At 56.8% G+C, this 18,849-nt stretch carries 15 protein-coding genes and 1 tRNA gene; 9 read left to right on the top strand and 7 right to left on the bottom strand.

Annotated elements, in window-relative coordinates; translation table 11 throughout:
- Positions 1 to 23: 23 nt before the first annotated feature.
- A complete protein-coding gene (locus AEAC466_RS34240; RefSeq protein WP_023458360.1) occupies positions 24 to 1,034 on the bottom strand; it encodes a calcium/sodium antiporter in 1,011 nt (336 codons plus the stop codon).
- Positions 1,035 to 1,411: 377 nt separating this feature from the next.
- Positions 1,412 to 1,485: transfer RNA gene (locus AEAC466_RS34235), tRNA-Gln, on the bottom strand.
- A gap of 48 nt (positions 1,486 to 1,533) precedes the next feature.
- Here AEAC466_RS34235 and AEAC466_RS34230 point away from each other — a divergent pair.
- From AEAC466_RS34230 to sppA, 4 genes are all read left to right on the top strand, one after another.
- On the top strand, positions 1,534 to 2,346 hold the full coding sequence (locus tag AEAC466_RS34230; protein WP_162148951.1) for an alpha/beta fold hydrolase: 813 nt from the start codon (positions 1,534 to 1,536) through the stop codon (positions 2,344 to 2,346).
- A complete protein-coding gene (locus tag AEAC466_RS34225; protein ID WP_031238821.1) occupies positions 2,309 to 2,782 on the top strand; it encodes an MEKHLA domain-containing protein in 474 nt (157 codons plus the stop codon). Before AEAC466_RS34230 ends, AEAC466_RS34225 begins: the two co-directional genes overlap by 38 nt.
- A 19-nt stretch (positions 2,783 to 2,801) precedes the next feature.
- Entirely contained in the window at positions 2,802 to 3,713 is a 912-nt protein-coding gene (gene trhO, locus AEAC466_RS34220; protein ID WP_023458357.1) for an oxygen-dependent tRNA uridine(34) hydroxylase TrhO, read from the top strand.
- 136 nt (positions 3,714 to 3,849) lie between these two features.
- Positions 3,850 to 5,634, top strand: a complete 1,785-nt coding sequence (gene sppA, locus AEAC466_RS34215) for a signal peptide peptidase SppA (RefSeq protein ID WP_023458356.1) — start codon at positions 3,850 to 3,852, stop codon at positions 5,632 to 5,634.
- A gap of 343 nt (positions 5,635 to 5,977) precedes the next feature.
- On the opposite strand, the gene AEAC466_RS34210 is transcribed toward sppA, so the two are convergent.
- The 3 genes from AEAC466_RS34210 to AEAC466_RS34200 all read right to left on the bottom strand — a co-directional run bounded on the left by AEAC466_RS34210 (position 5,978) and on the right by AEAC466_RS34200 (position 12,151).
- Positions 5,978 to 8,983 (bottom strand): TonB-dependent receptor plug domain-containing protein, encoded by a 3,006-nt coding sequence (locus tag AEAC466_RS34210; protein WP_031238819.1) that lies wholly within the window; start codon positions 8,981 to 8,983, stop codon positions 5,978 to 5,980.
- 704 nt (positions 8,984 to 9,687) lie between these two features.
- Positions 9,688 to 10,500 (bottom strand): DUF1499 domain-containing protein, encoded by an 813-nt coding sequence (locus AEAC466_RS34205; RefSeq protein WP_023458354.1) that lies wholly within the window; start codon positions 10,498 to 10,500, stop codon positions 9,688 to 9,690.
- A gap of 229 nt (positions 10,501 to 10,729) precedes the next feature.
- Positions 10,730 to 12,151, bottom strand: coding sequence for a bifunctional aminoglycoside phosphotransferase/ATP-binding protein (locus AEAC466_RS34200; protein ID WP_031238817.1), 1,422 nt, complete (start codon positions 12,149 to 12,151; stop codon positions 10,730 to 10,732).
- 108 nt (positions 12,152 to 12,259) lie between these two features.
- On the opposite strand from AEAC466_RS34200, the gene AEAC466_RS34195 reads away from it, so the two are divergent.
- Positions 12,260 to 12,883, top strand: a complete 624-nt coding sequence (locus tag AEAC466_RS34195; protein ID WP_031238815.1) for an HAD family hydrolase — start codon at positions 12,260 to 12,262, stop codon at positions 12,881 to 12,883.
- Here AEAC466_RS34195 and pdxH read toward each other — a convergent pair whose 3' ends face one another.
- Positions 12,884 to 13,582, bottom strand: a complete 699-nt coding sequence (gene pdxH, locus AEAC466_RS34190) for a pyridoxamine 5'-phosphate oxidase (protein WP_052025122.1) — start codon at positions 13,580 to 13,582, stop codon at positions 12,884 to 12,886.
- A 76-nt stretch (positions 13,583 to 13,658) separates the two neighbouring features.
- On the opposite strand from pdxH, the gene AEAC466_RS34185 reads away from it, so the two are divergent.
- Entirely contained in the window at positions 13,659 to 14,450 is a 792-nt protein-coding gene (locus AEAC466_RS34185) for a DnaJ C-terminal domain-containing protein (RefSeq protein ID WP_162148950.1), read from the top strand.
- Between the two features lie 72 nt (positions 14,451 to 14,522).
- Complete coding sequence (locus AEAC466_RS34180; RefSeq protein ID WP_023458349.1) at positions 14,523 to 15,248, top strand: GNAT family N-acetyltransferase; 726 nt, start codon at positions 14,523 to 14,525, stop codon at positions 15,246 to 15,248.
- Here the strand turns inward: AEAC466_RS34180 and AEAC466_RS34175 are convergent.
- Complete coding sequence (locus AEAC466_RS34175) at positions 15,245 to 16,516, bottom strand: dicarboxylate/amino acid:cation symporter (protein WP_023458348.1); 1,272 nt, start codon at positions 16,514 to 16,516, stop codon at positions 15,245 to 15,247. The two genes, AEAC466_RS34180 and AEAC466_RS34175, sit on opposite strands and share 4 nt — an antisense overlap.
- A 133-nt stretch (positions 16,517 to 16,649) precedes the next feature.
- On the opposite strand from AEAC466_RS34175, the gene AEAC466_RS34170 reads away from it, so the two are divergent.
- Positions 16,650 to 17,666: a family 43 glycosylhydrolase gene (locus AEAC466_RS34170; protein ID WP_023458347.1), complete on the top strand. Its 1,017-nt coding sequence runs from the start codon at positions 16,650 to 16,652 to the stop codon at positions 17,664 to 17,666.
- 75 nt (positions 17,667 to 17,741) lie between these two features.
- Positions 17,742 to 18,848: a chorismate synthase gene (gene aroC / locus AEAC466_RS34165; RefSeq protein WP_031238810.1), complete on the top strand. Its 1,107-nt coding sequence runs from the start codon at positions 17,742 to 17,744 to the stop codon at positions 18,846 to 18,848.
- Position 18,849: the final 1 nt, after the last annotated feature.

The following is an 18,849-nucleotide window of genomic DNA, read 5'->3' as shown; positions in this document are numbered from 1 at the left end:
CCTCTGAGGCGGCCTCTACGTCTTTAGGCGCCAGTCGCAGGGTGGACGCGCAGCAGATGTTGCAACGCCGTCAACTGTTCAGCTCCCATGCTGAGCCAATACATGTAAGCCGCGTAGATGAATAAGAACATGAGGCCTGTTAACCGGCCAACGCGTCGGCTACAGAATATCACTACGCAAATCGCCAGGCTCACCGCGACCAACAGGGGAATATCGACAGCCAGAAACCGTTGTGAAACGGCAATTGGAAGGAGCCACGCGGTAACGCCCAGGACGGCGAAGATATTGAATATGTTGCTGCCGAGGACGTTACCCAAACTCACCTCATTCTGACCTTTTACTGCGCCGATTACACTCACCGTCAGTTCCGGCAGCGACGTACCGACCGCCACAAGTGTGAGTCCAATTATCGCCTGAGAGACGCCCATCGAGCTGGCAATGGCCGTCGCTCCTTCGACCAGAAAATTGGCTCCCGCGACAAGCAAGCCCATACCAACGGAAATGAAGACCAGGGAAAGTGGGATGGAGAGTGGCCGCCCTGGGGCAGCATCGGTTTCGTTCAGGCGCGCCGCTTTGCGGCCGGTAATGAGCGCGATGATCAGGTAGATGCCGATAGCGCCTACCATCGCCATACCAGCCGCACTGTCAATAACACCTCTCCATGCCAGGACAGCCAGCGCAATGGAAGCCGCGAGCATTACGAGGACGTCCCGCTTAAGCCCTGGGCTTTGCGTAGACATGGGGCGAATCAGGGCGCCGAGCCCCGCGATCAGCAAGATATTTGCGATGTTTGAACCAACAACATTCCCAACGGCCACATCCGGCGCGTGGTCCCGAACCGCCTTCAGACTCACAAGCAGTTCCGGCATGGAGGTTCCAAAGCCGACAATAGTCAGGCCGATTAACAGCTTGGGCAAATGCAAGCGCTCTGCCAGCGCAATAGCCCCTCGGATCAACCCCTCTCCGCCGAAGAAAAGCGCCACGAAGCCGCCGGCAACGTAAATCCAGTTTAGATAGCTATGAATAAACCCCATGCCTTCCCCCCGCGCTAAACCGGATCACCCTATCTCAATCTGCGGACTTGCGCACTGAAATCCGACTGCAAGCCTACATACAAGGTAACTGACGGCGGTAAGCTTGTCTTTATCCGTCATGACGACTTAAATTTCTGACCCGAGGGTACCGCCGCCTTATGCGGGCGGCCCGTTTTTCCTGGCGCTTGCTCATCGCTCTCCTCACCTTCCCCGGTATGTGCTTGGCAGGGGAAATGAAGATGCGCGGCTACCGTCTGTTCGCTCAGCCGTTCGCGGCTACATTTTTGCGGAATACAAAGCGCAATTCAACGGCTCAAAGCCCATCTGAGCCGAACACCACTAGCGCAATTGAGTTTTGGAAAAAATAATAAGCTGTTTGGCTGGGGAACTAGGACTCGAACCTAGAATGACGGTACCAAAAACCGGAGTGTTACCATTACACCATTCCCCAGCATATAGCCGGTCCCGCGTGACCAAGTAGCTTGTCGCCGCGAGAGGCGTGGAGATAGCGCAAGGTTTTGACGAACGCAATCCCTTTAGCTTATTTTTTCCCCAATCTTTTTATTATCATAGGCATATGGCACATTCCGACCGAAAACCGCTATGTCTGCTGCTGCCTGGAACGGATGGGACAGGTTATTTTTCAATGCATTTCGCGGCAGCCTTGTCCCTGCATCTGGAGACTCGCATCCTGAGCTATCCGGCGAACGAAGCAATGGATTATGCGAAACTGTGCGAATATTTGCTTCCGGACATACCTACAGACCGCAATTATATCCTCATCGCCGAATCCTTTTCCGGCCCATTGGCAATTCTGATGGCCGGGATGGTGAGCCATCCGCCAGATATTTTGATATTGACTGCGACTTTCGCGGTTACGCCTTGGCCGCGAATGGCACTTCTACTTAAGCGGTGCCTGTTCCTGACAGACAGCGTGAAAGTACCGGCCTGGGTGGTCGCGATCACGCTCCTCAGTCAGAAGACAAAATTCATGGCAAAGGACATTCTCGCGTCTCTTCAAGCGATTGATCGCGACGTCTTGAGAACGCGCCTGGGCGCTGTGCTTGATTGTGATGTTCGTCCACAGTTGGCGGCTCTGGACATGCCTATCATGTACATTCGCGGGCGGCGCGACCGATTGATACCCAAACGATGCGTGGATGACATGACCGCCGTCAACCGACATATAACTGTTGTGGAGGTTGACGCGCCGCACTTTGTCTTGCAGGACGATCCAACCTATCTCGTCTCCGATGTCATCTGGCCCTTTATTCATGCCACCTTTTCTCATCCCCGCAGTTTCCGCCTATAACCGTCTGATGGCGCAAAGCTTTCATCGCTTCACCGGTCAATTCATAGTGCCGGATGCGGCTGTCTTGCCGGATCACGAGCTGGCTCGGGCGCTGTTCGACGCGCCGCAAGCCATAGTGTCTCACGGCATAGAGGCCGATCCGATCTTTCGCTACGCCAATGCGCAGGCCTTGGAGTTGTGGGAAATGGATTGGGCGGCTTTTACCCGCCTGCCCTCGCGCCTGAGTGCCGAAGGCACGCCCGATATCCAATCGGATCGAGACGCGCTGCTTAGAGCTGCCCTGGAAACCGGCGGCATCGATTACTATGCCGGGGTGCGCGTATCCGCCAATGGCCAGCGGTTCGAAATACGCAACACGGTTTTATGGAACGTCGTCGACACAGAAGGTGTCCGTCACGGTCAGGCTGCCTTTATCCGGGATTGGCGCTTCCTGTAAAATGTGATAGGTGCGCGCCATGTTTGATCGCCCGCCAAGCCCGCCCCCTTACGTCATCGCCGCCTTCTATCATTTCTTCGACTTTCCCCATTTCGAAGCGATGCAGGCGCCGCTGCTTGAGCGGCTGACTGACCTTGGCATCAAGGGCTCACTGCTGATCACGGCCGAGGGCATCAATTCGACCATGGCGGGGACGCGCGAGGCGATCGACAGTTTTTTGACCTATCTTCAAACCGACCTGATCGGCGCCCCCATCACATGGAAAGAGTCCTATGCGGACTACCAGCCCTTCGGCAAGGTACGGGTTCGGTTGAAAAAGGAAACCATCGGCCTGGGTGAGCCGGTGTCGATGAAGCGGTTCGGCCAATATGTCGAGCCTAAGGATTGGAACGCTCTGATCTCCCGAAACGACGTGGTCATCATCGATACGCGCAACGATTACGAAGTGAATCTGGGCACCTTCCGCAATGCCATCGACCCGAATATTCCGAACTTCAAGCATTTGCCGCAATGGACGCGCGACAATGCCGAAGCCTTGAAAGGCAAAAAGGTGGCGACCTTCTGCACCGGTGGCATCCGTTGCGAAAAATATACCTCCTGGCTGATCGACCAAGGCATTGAGGACGTCTATCACCTTAAAGGTGGCATCCTGCAATATTTCGAAGACGTGCCGCGTGTGGAATCATTATGGGCGGGCGAGTGTTTCGTGTTCGATGAACGCATCGCCGTCGATCACGACCTGAACCCGTCAACGACCGCCGTCCTATGCCTGCACTGCGACCACGCCCTCACCGCCGAAGACCAGGCGCAACCAAGCTATATTAAGGGCGCTTCCTGCCCGCATTGCCTGGGGCAATCCCGCCACGCCCATGACCGCCCACCGACGCAAAAGCAGACACCGCGCCAGCATACCGGTCGAATTAAGTTCTGATCGATTTGCCATCCTGGGGTTTGTTTTCAGGCCACAGCTGCGCCTCATTGCCTCTATATGACAGCGACTTCATTTGACGTTGTAGTATTAAACGTTATGGTATCCGCTGAATATATCGGGGGACTTCGGGTTAAGCATGAAACAGTTCTTTATTACGCTGGCGGCGGTCGTCACCGCCTTGCTGGTCGTCTTTGTGGTCCTCCCCATTGCATTGGTCATTGGTATTGCCTCGGCATCGAAGCCCAAGGTGGCAGGCAATGTCGTGCTGTCCCTCGACTTGCGCCAGGCGATGACGGATCAAAGTTCCAAGCAACCGCTGGACTTCCTGACCGGTGGAAAGCTGTCGACGATCGACGTGGTGACGACGCTGCATCATGCCGCCGACGATCCGAAGGTCAAGGGCGTCTTCATTCGCTTGCCTGAGGGTGGCATGTCGCCATCCGCTGCTGAGGAAATCCGCAACGCTATCGTCTATGTCCGCCGCGCCAATAAGCCGGTCCTGGCCCATAGCCAAGGCCTCTATCCCGACACCATGGTCGTTGCCTCCTACATGCTGGGCGCGTCGTCGGGCAATCTGTGGATGCAGCCGCACGCCTCTTTCCAGGTCACCGGCATTTCGACCTCGACCATGTTCCTCAAGCGCGCTTTCGACAAGTACGGCATCAAGGCCGAATATGAGCAGCGTTATGAATTCAAAAACGCGGTCAATCCATATCTCTATAGCGACTATACGCCGGCGCACCGTGAGGCGACGCTGGGCTGGATGAACAGCATTTATGGCTCCATGATAAAGGCCGCAGCTTCTGACCGGCGCACTGACGCTGGCAAGTTGAAATCCACGCTGGAAGCCGGCCCTTACGGCGCCGAGCAGGCGTTGAAGCTTGGGCTGGTCGATAAGCTGGGCCAGGTTCAGGAAGCCGAGGACGCCGCCTTGCAACGCGCGGGTGACGGCGCCAAGATTATGGATATCGGAGACTACGAGCGCACCTTGACGCCCGGCATGTCGGGCGACGTCATAGCGGTCATCGATGGCGAAGGCGCCATCATGACGGGCCGCGCCGGCAGCCGCAGCACATTCGGCGGCAGCCAGGGCATGATTTCGGATGAGGTCGCCAACGCCTTCTATAAGGCCGCCAAGGATAGCAGCGTAAAGGCCATTGTCTTCCGCGTGTCGTCGCCGGGGGGATCGGATACCGCTTCCGAACAGATCGCTCAGGCCATGCAGGCCGCCAAGGCGGCCGGAAAGCCGGTTGTCGTGTCCATGGGCGAATACGCGGCGTCGGGCGGCTATTGGGTGTCTTCGGGCGCTTCGTCGATTGTCGCCAATCCATCGACTCTCACGGGATCTATCGGCGTGTTCGGCGGCAAGTTCGCCATCGGCGACGCGCTGAGCCGTTTCGGCATTGATGATCGTGACATCTCGGTCGGCGGCACCTATGCCCAGGCCTTCAGCCAGAACCAGGCCTTCACGCCTGCGCAGCGCGCCGCGGTGTCGGGCTGGATCGATGAAATCTACAATGGCTTCATCCAGCACGTCGCCACCGGCCGTAAGCTGCCGGAAGCGACCGTTCGAGACATTGCCAAGGGGCGGGTGTGGACGGGCGAACAGGCGTTGGGGCTCCATCTGGTCGATCGTCTCGGCGGCTTCTATGACGCCATTGATGTCGCCAAGTCTTTGGCCAAGATCGATGCCAAAGCCGACGTACGCCTTATCAATTATGGCGAGCGCGCGACCTTGTTCGGCGCAGCCAAGCAAGGCGTCCATATGGGCATGAGCGGAGTGAAGGCCCTCTCCTTCCTGGGATGGGCCATGAGCGATCCAAAGGCCGAAATGATGATACAGCAGGCCAGCGACGAACGCCTGCGCGAACGCGGCGCCAATGTTCTGGCCCCGGAGCCGTATCAACCGTCTATGCGCTAATCAAGGTTCAGAATTTCAGCTGAGAAAACGTCCGGTCAATCCGGGCGTTTTTTTTGTGGCGGCTCTCGGGCGAATACTAATTGTCAGGGTCGCTTTGGCGCCGAATAGTTGTCATATAACTCGATGGCATTGGCGCAAAACCGAGACCTAACGGCGCCGAAGTGGTTCGTTTCGGGCTTGTTTCTCCGGCGGGTGTTGACAGATACGCTCTCCAAATCCTCCTCACCTGGGAGCCCCCGCGCCCAGAGGGGCTGAATGCGCATCCGATATTCTTCGAAACGACGTACAAAAAAAGGCGGTGCCTTTCGACACCGCCTTCTTCATTCAGATACTGAAGACAGGGTTAGAAGTTAACCTTGCCAGTCAGCTTGAAGTAACGGCCCATGACGCCCGGGCTGTGGAAAGCCACGTTGTAGTTGGTAATGCCATAGGTCGAGCTCGGGTCCTGAGGGGCATTCGCGTTGAACGCATTCAGGATATCCAGCTGGATCGAGTAGTTATCCGTGATTTGGTACGAGCCATGCAAGTCGACATAGGTGAAGGAGTCGACGTTACACACAACCGGAGTGGCGCCGTCGCGATAGAAGGCAGCGGTGCTTCCGTCAGCGCAGGTGCCGTAATAATCGTCACCGTTATCGGCGGCAATCGACTTGTAACCGCTGATGTAATAGACGGTGGCCGAAACCGAAGCCTTGCCGTAGTCGAAGGTATTTTGCCAGTTACCACGCAGTTTCGGCGTACCCGAACCCGAGGTGATCTGGTTGTTGCCGAGCGTGCCATCATAGCGGAGCTTGGTACCGTCCGGATAGGTCTGGGTGAAGGACTGGATGTAGGTGGCTTCGGCAGACGAGGTCCAACGAACCGGCCCCAAGTTGAAGCGCGCCGAGGCGGAGGCATCGAACCCTTCGTTATCCTGAGACGACAGGTTAATCAGGCCGTACTGAACAAAGCCAGGTGTTGGCAAAGCGGTAGGGTTAAGCTGATCCGGCGTGCCCGGGATAACCTTGAAACCGGCGGGAATCGGTTGGCCGGCAAAGTAGGCGTCCAGAGCCGGCGCATAATTGCCACCCTGGATGATGCCGTCCTTATGGATCTTATAGTAGTCCAGTGTGAAGGCGAGGTTGCGGGTCGGCGTAAAGACGAAGCCCAGGCTGCGACCTTCCGATTTTTCCGGCTTCAAATCAGCCGAAGAAACGGTGGTCAGACCGACCGAATACCCTTCGCCATAGCCATTGTTATTATGAGCGGCCAAGAAAGAATCCGGCGCGGTCAGGGTGATGAAACCCGTCGACGGATCGGCATTGGTTTCCGCGATAGCCGGGGCGCGGAAGCCCTTCGAGAAGGCACCGCGGAAGGTTAGCTTGTCGGTCGCCTTATAGCTTCCGGCAATTTTCGGCGAGAAAGACGAGAAGCCAGTCGAATAGCTATCGTAGCGTCCGCTCAGGTTCAACGTCAAGGCATCTGTAAACGGCGCGTCAAGTTCGAAAGACGCAGCAGATACAGTGCGCTGCCCCTTGGCGCCGAACGGATTGACCGTGAAATAACGCTCGCGCGGATCACCACCGACGGGGTCGGGGTTGGCGGAGGGGTTGTCAACCATTTCGTAACGGAAGGACGCTCCAACACCCAATTGCAGAGGCCCCCCCGCCAGATCCATCAGCGAACGGCCCGCTGTGAACTGGAGCTGAGCCAACTGAGACTTCGAGTTCTGGATGACAGTCGGCGCCAGGTAGTCGCGAACCGCTTGAGTATTTTGCGACGGGTTCATAAAATTGTACGACCCGTCCTTAACCACATCAATCAGGTGTTTCGCATAAAGACGACCATGTTGCTGGTATTCCAGCTCGGACTGCATCCCCGTCAGGTCAACGTTGTAATCCCAGCCCAGAGCCGTGCCTTTGAAGCCAGCGGTGAAACGAGACGTCTTCGAGTCAGTCGTGACAAAGTAGGGCAGATCCCCGAAGGAATAAGCAATTCGCGCCACTTCGCCGGCACCTGCGAACGGGTTGTTCGGATTCAGCGTGCCGTTAGCCGAGGTACAAGCAGCCGTTGTGCCACGCGGACAGACATAGATCGGCAAGTAAATACCAAATGCGCCCGGGAAATCAGCCGAACCGGCAGCCGTGCTATAGGTCGTGCCTGCGGCACCTGGCGTCGCTTGCTGGCGAATGCTGCGCGGCGAACCATAGCTGTAGGTGCTGTTTTCATAGAGGTTAAGAGAGGCATAACCTTCCATGGTGTCGCTGAAACGCTTGGTGAAGCGCATAGTGACACTCTTGCGCTCATTTTCCGGAATGATAACGCTGTACAAGTTGACGTTATCCTGTTGACAAAGAACCGTGCCTGCTGGAACACCGGCGACGGGAACGCTCAGGTTGGCGGCGCCAATTGTAACTGCCTTCAGGCTTCCGCAACCGGCTGTCGGATTAAGCAACTGCCAGTTACCGGCGGCAGACGTAGCAGCAGCATTGTAGGGACGCACGGTCGCGACTGTGGTTGTGCCTACGCCAAGGAAGCGGCCATCAAACTGGATGCCGTTTTGAACGCCGTTTGTCCGGCAGGTCTTCGCGCCGTTGACGATGCTAGTGCCACAGGTCGAGCTCTGGTCGGCGGTGTTGTACGGATAGCCGCGCTCATTGAAGCTCAGCAGGTCATCTTTTTGATATTCAGCGCTGATATAGAAGTTGTAGCCATCAGTGGCCAAATTGCCTTTGCCCCAGAGAGCAGAGAAGCCTTTGACATCGCCCCCCCCTTTTTCCGATGTCCCGGCATAGACTTTCGCGGTCAAACCCGTGAACTGTTTCTTGGTGATAACGTTAACAACGCCGGCGATAGCGTCAGCGCCGTAGGTGGCAGAGGCGCCATCCTGCAAGACTTCGACGCGGTCGATAATCGCATTCGGAATGGTGTTCAGATCGACAAAGTTACGCGTCGCGTCATCGGCCAGCGGATAATAGGCCAGGCGCATGCCATCGACCAGAACCAGGGTCGAGTTGCTGGTCAAGCCGCGCAGCGAGATCGCCGAGGCGCCCGAGGCGAAGTTGCCGTTGGCGGACCAGTTGTTGGTCATGGCGCCGCCGTTGTTTCCCGGCAGGCGTTGCGCAACGTTCTCAACAGTCGTCACGCCGCGCTTTTCCAAGTCATTGGAGGTCAAGGTGGTCAACGGCGAAATGGAGGTCAGGTTCTTCTTACGCAGAATGGAGCCCGTGACCACAACTTCGGTAACCGGCTCAGGGGCGGCTGTCGTCGTGGCGGCGTCTTGCGCAAATGCATTCGAGCCAAGACCAAACGCGACGCCAAAAATGGTCGTCGTGGCCATAAGGCCAGATCGCAAAGATATCTTTTTCACTTGTTTCTCCGGGTTACATGAGGGTGTAGGCGCACCCACCGCAGTTTCCAGCATTACACGCTGTTAATGAAGTTAAAGACCTCAGTCGCAAATCCGTCAATCACACGACACATTTTTGTCTATATCAATTGAAACCTGTTCCAATAAAGTCACATAGGTAACCTTACCTGAGGGAACGATCCGCACGCCATATTGGTGAAACTTACCGACCGAATTTTGCGACAAAAAGTATATATTTTCAAAATTTTTATTCTAATTTCAAGTGTTTATTTGCAACGACCTCAACTGCCTCCGCAAGAATTTGCCTAGGTGGAAATCACCCCATATTCATTTGGGACGGCAAAAATATTTTCACCGTCTTTTGCAACGCAAAGCCCACTACCACGCATTTTTGTGGCGGATTCGCAATTAGGATACACACCCGATACACACCTTATGGTTTTAAACGCGACGAAAGTGACACAAATCGCACTGCGCCGAATGCGACCGTTCTAATGTCTCAGCTGTATATGCACACCGCTGCTTGCAAGCTTCGGCCACGCGCTGGGCTCGCGCTGCGAATGAACAGCCGTCACAAGCTGCATCAAAGTGATACACAGAATAGCGACCGCAATACGCTGCGAACGTCTTGAAATATAAAGAAGTATGCGCGCAACCATTTCCCGTTTCCAATAATGGCAACGGGCTGAGCAAATCTTACGCCGTCAATCGTTTTGCGGAGCCGAATTGACGGCAGGCATCGGAAGCGCCTTGATAATATTCAGCACCTCGGTAACGCGTCGGCAATTGGCGCCCAAATCCGGCATCTTTATCCGGCTGATGGATCGCACATCCACACTTCTGGGATCTATACGAATGACAATGTCCGATTTGAAACCGTAGAAATTGTCCTGATAAGTGGCTTCGATGCGCCAGGGCGACGTGCCAAATACGACATAGTGTTTTGCCTTCAGCGCCTTGACGATCGCGGGTATCTGGTCCTCAGACACAATGCGATCCTGAAGCGTTTTCGCAGCGGGACAGGTTTCTTCATTAATCGCCGCCAGCGTCTTCCCTCCCCACTGAATAGACTCGTTTTTCGGCACACGAGGCAGGTCTTCTACGGGCAAGGCATTGTCGCCCCGAAGGCTCATAAATTTGTCTGAAAAACTGAGCGGGCGATCCCAGTTCGTCGCGACATCGGCAATCGGCGGGTTGTCTTTGAGTTCCTTATGATACCAGGCATACCCCCCGAGCATAGCGCCGGATAGCACGACAGAGGCCAAGGCCCAGGGGGCGCAACGGCGTGGGCACATGAAAAGAGAAATAAGCAATGAAATACCGGCAACCGCCAAGGCCGCCATGACCATGCGTGGACCGATCCCGAGGGTAAGAGTGCCGAAGCCCAGGTCTGTACTTATATATTCCAGGTGCGTCAGCATCATTGTGCCAAGCAGGAACAGAAAGGTAACCACCGACACCATGAAAGACAGGTGCGCGAATGCCAGCCCTTTTTTCCCAGGCTTGCGGGCGGTCATAGGCGAGTCTGGAGAATGTGAATCCGGCACTGGGCTTTCAGGGGTTACTTTGTTCTAGTTGCAAGTGACACAGTTTAGCCCAAAACGGCCATCGGTCACGGATTTACCTTCAAAACGCGAAAAGATATTTTCCGCTTGGAGAATCTTCAATCGACAGCCTTAAACAAACGATCCGAAATGCTCCCTGGCGATCTCAATTAACCCTAAAGCTGGCCGGAATTCAAGACGTTTAAACCACCTCGACGCGCCATGAAATCGCCGACACGTCAATGGCTTGCTGGCTTATCGCTATGTCCGCGGTCGCGTCTGACACGTCCTTTGTGCGGGCCGCGACCCGCTCCGCACGCATATCGGCGGGCAGATCAAGCCAAAGACCGTCGAAACCAAGCCCGCTCGAGACGGCCAGAGCCGCACAGCGATCCCGCCAATCGGCTTCACGGAAGGTCGCGTCCAAAATGACAGACTGCCCCGTTTCCAGACCGATGCGCGCCAAATCCAACATGTGCTCATACACCCGTGCGCTTTCGTCGGGCGCATAAGCTTCCTTCGGCAGCGTCTCATATTCCGGACAGGCCCAAAGGCGTTTGCGGATTTCATCGCTGCGCAGGATAACCGCCCCCGGTGCACGGCCTGCATGAGGCGCCTCAGCGCGCGCACGGGTACTCTTACCCGAGCCGGACAATCCACCGATAGCGGCCAGAGAGGGCAGCTTCATATCAAGAAACCGATGCGCGGCCTGGAGGTACATACGTGCTTTATCCATCGCATAGGCCCCTTCGCCGACATAGTTGGCATTGACGTGACAACGCACACCGGCCCTTACCGACATGTAGATGGGGAGCAGTTTCAATCCGGCATATACCGCGTTGACGTCGTCTTCTAAACGGGCGGCCTGTTCAAGCCAGACATTCAAAACGCGGTTGGCGGCCACATCGTGCCCACGGACGCACAAATCCATCAGCAGGAAAGCCAGATCATAGAGGACATCGATCTGGCTCAGGCGCTCGTTGAACTCGATGCAATCGAACAAAATCGGCTTTCCATGCTCGATCAGAATATTGCCCAGATGCAGGTCACCATGACAGTGGCGTACGAAGCCTGCATCGAAGCGCGCGAGCACGTGACTGGCCACGTCATCGTAGGCGGCGTTGATTGCGGCATCATAGGCGTCGACCGCTTCGGCGCCCAGTTCATCTCGAAAGACCGCAATGTTGGCGCGGTTGGAATCGATAACATATTTGATGTTATTTTGGTGTTGGGGATCGAGACAGATTTCCGAACCGGCATGGAAACGCGCCACCAATTGTCCCAGGTCATGCATGGTGTCCAGATTTGGGGCCCAGTCACTTTGCCGCGCACTCTGCTCACCCAGGACACCGGCCGTATCGAAGCGGCGCATCACCAGAACGCTTTCGCCAGCAATATCTTCCACGCCCAGGTAGATGTCCGCCGCCATACGCTGGTTATAGCGCAACTCCCGTAACAAGGCTGCGCGGCGCTTTTCCGCTGACGTGAAGTCAAGGAAACCGTAATCGACGCTTTTCTTGATCTTATAGGCCTTGGTGCCTTTGAGCACGACGGTGGCGCAGGAGGTTTCGATAACCTCGTCAGCGCCGTCTTTGAGATGATGGAGAACCTGACTCAGGGACACGGGCGAATTCCGGACGCAACATTGGATGGGTTTCGGGTAAGGCTTTTTTGTTATCTTTGCAACCAGCTTGACCTTGACCGCGGCCGGTTTGATCGTCACATCGGCGACATGACCTCCCTTCCCGTACTTGGCATTCCCCCACTGGACGCAGATGTCCAGGCGATTATCTTCGATTGCGACGGCACACTCGCCGATACCTTTGGGGCGCATTATCGCGCGTTCAGGGAGGTGCTTGCGGATTACAAGGCCAGTTTCGAGGCGGAATTCTATCTCGCCCGGTTAGGCCTGTCTCGCTATCAGCTGCTTCAGGCCCTTAGCGACGCCCAAGGGATTAGGTTCGACGATGCCGACGTGGCACGCCGTACCGCAGCGGTGTTCAACAAACACCTGGCGGCGATCCGGCCTATTCCATACACACATGACATCCTGCGAAGCCAGTACGGACGGCTTAAACTGGGTGTGGCTTCGGGTGGCCAACGTGATATCGTCGAGGCAACCTTAACCACCGTGGGCGTGCTGGACCGCCTCGATACGGTCGTAACGATCGAGGACGCCGGCGTGGGAAAACCGGCGCCCGATCTCTACCTAATCGCCGCCGACAGGTTGGGCGTAGCGCCGCGCTTTATTCAAACCTATGAAGATAGTGACGAAGGCGTGGAATCGGCCACGCGTGCCGGTATGCGCGTGATCGATATCCGGCCCTACTACCGGACAGATCCGGCCAATTGGTGATTAGGGATAGAGTTTTGTCTTTTCCCAATTCCCTGAGGTCGTATCACGATGAAACTGCATCCGGTCATGCAGCCGGAACGGCTTATCCCGCCAGAATTCCATACTGAGCGGCGAGATGCGGAACCCCGTCCAGTGCGGCGGCCGCTCGATCTTGCCCAAACCAAACTTCAAAGCATATTCAGCGACACGCTTTTCCAGGGCGAAGCGGTCTTCCATGGGGCGCGATTGATCCGATGCCCAGGCCCCAATCTGACTTTGGCGCGCCCGGCTCTGAAAATACGCGTCGGCGTCCACGTCCGATACCCGCGTCACCTCGCCCCGTATCCGGACCTGGCGTCGGAGGGACTTCCAGTGAAAAAGCAGGGCGGCCTTTTGATTTGAAGTCAGTTGTTGGCCCTTGGCGCTCAAGGTATTGGTATAAAACACAAATCCGAGCTCATCGAAGTCCTTAAGCAACACCATGCGCACGTCGGGCAATCCGTCCGCATCCACCGTGGCAACGGCCATGGCATTGGGGTCATTCGGCTCCTTCGCCCCCGCGTCCTTCAACCATTGACCGAAAAGGGTGAAAGGCTCCGCCACGTCGATCTCGGCCTCATGGGCGGCATGCGCCTCGGCATATTCATCGGCGGTCGGGCTGTGCGGAATTAGCGAATCGGTCATGTCGGCTTTAAGACTTTGAAAAGGATAATCAGGCATTAATTTTAATTGGACGGGTTCAGAAACTAGCCCGACGCCTAATTTCAGAATGGACTTCGGGGGCCAGAAACTCAAGATGCCGGCGTTAAAAAGTCACTCATTTGGCAGCAATGACCGCAGTGAAGCGCTCGATGTCCTGGGATTGCCACCCCACGCACACGGAGAGGATATCCGCATCGCGTTCCGCCAACGCCTCAAACAGGCCCATCCCGATCTTACCGGTGGCACGGACGCCCGTCTGCGCCGCCTCATTCTGGCCCGCGATCTGTTGATGTCGGATGACAGAAAACCTGTAGAAGTTGCCGCCTCACTGAGGGAATTTCAAAACACTAACGCGGTACATGACGGTATGTTGCCTTTATCCATCAATCTGCAACAGGCGATTCACGGCGGCTACGCGGTGATGGAGGTTCCCGCATTCGAAATGTCCCGCGCCGGCGAGGCTCTGACATCGCTGACTCAGACCAAAATGTTGCAAATCTATCTCCCCAAAGGATTGCGTGACGGCGAGAAAATTCGGTTGGCCGTCAAGGGCGGGCCAAGTGACGACATGTTCTTCCGCATCAATATTGAAAATGACGATGCCGGCCGCGTCTGCGGGGACGATATATGGATGACGGCGGCTGTTGACCGCCACCTTCTGACCTATGGTGGCAGGGCCATCGTAGAGACGCCGCACGGCCAGCAAACCCTTCGCATCGATTGCAACGTTCCCGAAGGCGCCAGCCTGTGCGTGAGAGGCCGCGGCTTGCCGGCGACCGACACCGCCGCCGCCGGAAATCTCTATATCCGTCTGGAAGCCCGCACCGAAAGCGTGCGCCCGGTTACTCAGGTTCTGGGTGAATTTCGCCAGCGCTGGGCGTCATAAAATTTTACAAAACGGGATTTCAGTCTTCGAGGCCAATATGGCATGCGCTCCGTACGATAACGGGAGAGCCACATGCCGCTGACCTTCGATACCCTAAGCCCTTCACTTGGCGTTCGCGAAGACGCCTACGGCAATCCGGTTGGCAAGGCCTTGCCCGAATGGACCGGATGTCAGCGCCTTCCCGACGTAGATCTTGTCGGCCGGACATGCCGTCTGACACCGTACAGCGAGATGTATGCCAACGGGCTTTATGAGGCCTATGCTCGTGACGACGGCGGCATGTGGAGCTATCTGCCTTACGGCCCCTTCGACAGCGCATCCGCCGTCAATGATATCATAAGAAGCTATCAAGAAAACAAGGACTTCCACACATTCGTTATTCTGGACGCTGAACAGCCCGTTGGCCACGCCAGCTTCATGCGCTATGATCTGCCCCATGGCAGCGTCGAAGTGGGCGGTGTGACCTTTTCCCCCGCTCTACGCCGGTCGACCGTGGCAACGGAGGCCATGTATCTGATGATGCGGCACGCCTTTGAACACGGCTATCGTCGCTATGAATGGAAGTGCAACCAACTCAACATGCCGTCGAACCTGGCTGCGCTGCGCCTGGGCTTCACGTTCGAAGGTGTATTCCGCAACGCCCAGGTCGCGCGCGGCGACCGTCGCGACACCACCTGGTATTCGGTCATTGTCGAAGAGTGGCCGCAGGTGCGCAAGCGGCTGGAAGCCTGGCTCAACCCGGCCAATTTTGATGTCAATGGCGTACAGCGCCGCGCCCTGCGAAATCTTCCGCTTTAAATTTCCGCGGCCGATACAGGCGCCGGCGGCTTGGTCAGCAGAGGCGAGTCTTTCTCGATCATACCGTTTTCACGCGCCACAAGGGTCGGCACCAGAATCTGGCTGGTAACATTGGTGGCTGTGCGCATCATGTCCAGAATGCGGTCGATAGCCGCCAGAATGGCCAATCCTTCCAGGGGCAGGCCGGCCGTCGACAGTGTCACCGTCAGCATGACCGTCGCCACGCCGGGTACGCCAGCCGTAGCCAGCGAACCGAGGATCGATGCCAGCGCGATCAGCAGGTAATGCTGTGGCGTCAGGACGACATGGAAGTAGTTGGCGATGAATACGGACGAAATGGCCGGATAAATGGCTCCACAGCCATCCATTTTCATGTTGGCCCCAAGAGGCAGGGCAAAGCCGGCGTAGGATTTCGGCAGCTTGAGGTTTTCCGTCGCCACCGCCAAAGACACCGGCAAGGTGCCAATGGACGAACAGGTGAAGAAGGCCGTCTGCTGGGCGGTGAAAATGCCCTTATAAAATCCGGCAACGCGCAGGCCATGCAGCTTAAGCAGGATCGGATAAACGACAAAGATGAGGGTCAGGCATCCGAGATAGATCAGGCCTATATAGGGAATGAGCGGCATCAGCGCGTCTAGGCCGTAACTGGCCACCACCGATCCGATCAGGCCAAACACGCCGATAGGCGTCAATTGGATGATCCAGCGCGTCAGCTTGAACATCACCTGAGACCCTTGCTCAACAATATCGCTCAAGGCTTTGGTTTTCTGGCCTAAAGCACCCAGAGCGGCGCCGACCAAGATCGCAAAGAAGACAATGCTCAGGACCTTGCCATCGGCGAAGCTCTTGAAAATGTTCGACGGCACGATGCCGGTGATGACATCGACGGGGCCGGGAATTGGATCGTGCGCTTCGACCGTCAAGGGCAAACCGGCCAGACCTGCACCGGGCTGGAAATAGATGCCGATGGCTAGGCCTAAAGAGACGGCAATGGTCGAGGTCAGCATGAACCAGATTATGGTCTGCGCCCCGAGCTTGAACGCCTTGCCTCCCGCCCCGTCTTCACCGTGCCCCAGACGCGCAATAGACGCCGCGATCGTGAAGAAGACCAGGGGCGCCACCAACATCTTGATGGCGCGAATAAAGGTGTCACCAATAGGCGTCAACACCGGCAAGGCATCCTTACCCCAATACAAAGCCACCCCGACCCCGGCCGCAAAAGCAACCAGAGTTTTCAGCCAGAACGGAATTTTGCCGAGCCACTTCATAGGGGATACTTTCGCGTGCAACCAGTTGGGCGATATATGATCCCCACTCTGCCGATTTGCACACTAAAAAATTTGCGCCTTCGCGTCATCCTAACTAAACAAGGACGGTTGTCCGACAAATAGGAGCGTCCAGATGAGAGGCCCGAAGACGATCGCCGCCCTGATTAGCGCCCTGCTTGTTGCCTTGCTGGGCGCGCTGGTAGCCGCCCTGCCCGTCAGTGCCGGTGTCGCCCCAAAGCCCCTGTATCGCGACCCGGTCCATGACGGTGCGGCGGATGCATCGATTGTCTATGATCGCCACGCCCGGACCTGGATGATGTTCTACACCAACCGCCGCGCCACCTTGACCCACGACGACCCAAAGGATGTCTCCTGGGTGCATGGCACTTCCATAGGTGTGGCGACTTCAAATGACGGTCAGTCCTGGACCTATTCGGGCGTTGCGGATATCCCCGCTGCCTGCACCGGCGCCACCCTATGGGCGCCTGAACTCTACGAAGAGGATGGGACCTACCATATGTGGTTGACCGTTGTGCCCGGCATCTTCAAGACTTGGCAGGGCGACCGGCGGATTGTCCACCTCATCAGCAAAGACCTCAAAAGCTGGAGTTGCAGCGATGTCCTCGATCTCGGTTCGGATCGCGTCATCGACGCCAGCGTGATTAAGCGCAATGACGGATATCGCCTGTGGTTCAAGGACGAACGCAAGGGAAGCCGCCTGTTTGCCGCCGACAGCCCGGACATGATCCATTGGACGCGTCAGGACACGCCGGTCGTGGACATGGCTGCCGAAGGACCGAAGGTCTTTCGCTTCCGCGGCTATTACTGGATGATTGCCGACGCCTGGAAAGGTTTGATCGTATTGCGCTCCAGCGACGCTCAGACATGGACGCTTCAGGACGCGCGATTACTGGAAACGCCAGGAACCCAACCCACGGATAGAGGCAAGGGGCAACACCCCGATATCGTTGTCACCGGTGATCACGCCTATCTCTTTTACTTCGTCCACCAGGGCAATGAACCCGAGGCGCAAACCGATCCGTTCTACACTCAACGCACCGTTATTCAGGTCGGTGAACTGCTATTCAAAGATGGTCAGCTCAGTATCGACCGCAATGCACCGGTCGATGTCCACTTCACCGCGCCCTGATCCACGACAATATGAAATTGCACCATGAGGTAATCTGGGCTACTCCCCAGACCAGATTTAGATTTGGGTTTCGTCATGTCTCACAATAGTTTCGGCCACCTGTTTCGTGTCACCACCTGGGGTGAAAGCCATGGGCCGGCGCTTGGCTGCGTGATCGACGGGTGCCCGCCGGGGATTGCCCTGTCGGAAGACGATATTCAATGGGCCATGGATCGCCGTAAGCCCGGCGGATCGCGTTTCGTAACCCAACGCCGCGAAGCCGATGAAGCCAAGATTCTGTCCGGTGTATTCGAAGGCGTCACCACCGGGACGCCGATCTCGATACTGATCGAAAATACCGACCAGCGCTCCAAGGACTACGGCGATATCGCCAAACAATTCCGGCCAGGTCATGCCGACTACACCTACTTCGCCAAATATGGCGTGCGCGATTACCGCGGCGGCGGTCGTTCGTCGGCGCGGGAGACTGCCGCCCGGGTCGCGGCTGGCGCCGTGGCGCTAAAGGTGCTCAAGGTTCTGATCGGTGAAGAGGTCAAGGTACGCGGCGCCCTGTCGCAACTGGGCGCGCACAAGGCCGCACGCGGCAATTGGGATTGGGAGGAAGTCGGCAACAACGCCTTCTTCTGCCCCGACCCGGCGTCCGTAACCTTGTGGGAAAGCTATCTCGACGGAATCCGCAAGGCAGGGTCCTCCATCGGTGCGGTGGTCGAAGTACAGGCCGATGGCATTCCCGCCGGTTGGGGGGCACCGATTTACGGCAAACTCGATTCCGAACTCGCCATGGCCCTCATGTCGATCAATGCCGTCAAGGGTGTGGAAATCGGCGAAGGCTTCGGTGCCGCAGAGCTGTCCGGCGAAGAAAACGCCGATGAGATGCGCATGGGACCGGATGGCCCTGTCTTCAAATCAAACCATGCCGGCGGCATATTGGGCGGCATATCCACCGGCCAGACGATCATTGCGCGCATGGCGCTGAAACCCACCTCCTCCATTCTGACGACGCGCGAAAGCATCGATGTCAAAGGTGCGGAGGTGGAACTGCTGACCAAGGGCCGCCACGATCCGTGCGTCGGCATCCGCGCCGTTCCCGTCGCCGAAGCCATGATGTCCTGCGTCCTGCTCGACGCCTTCCTGCGCCATCGCGGCCAGACCGGCGGCGGTCCGCATCGGGTAGGTGGATAGA

Source organism: Asticcacaulis sp. AC466 (genome assembly GCF_000495815.1).
Taxonomy (GTDB): Bacteria; Pseudomonadota; Alphaproteobacteria; order Caulobacterales; family Caulobacteraceae; genus Asticcacaulis.
Note: the sequence above shows the minus strand (reverse complement) of the source record. Positions and strands in the feature narration are given on the sequence as shown.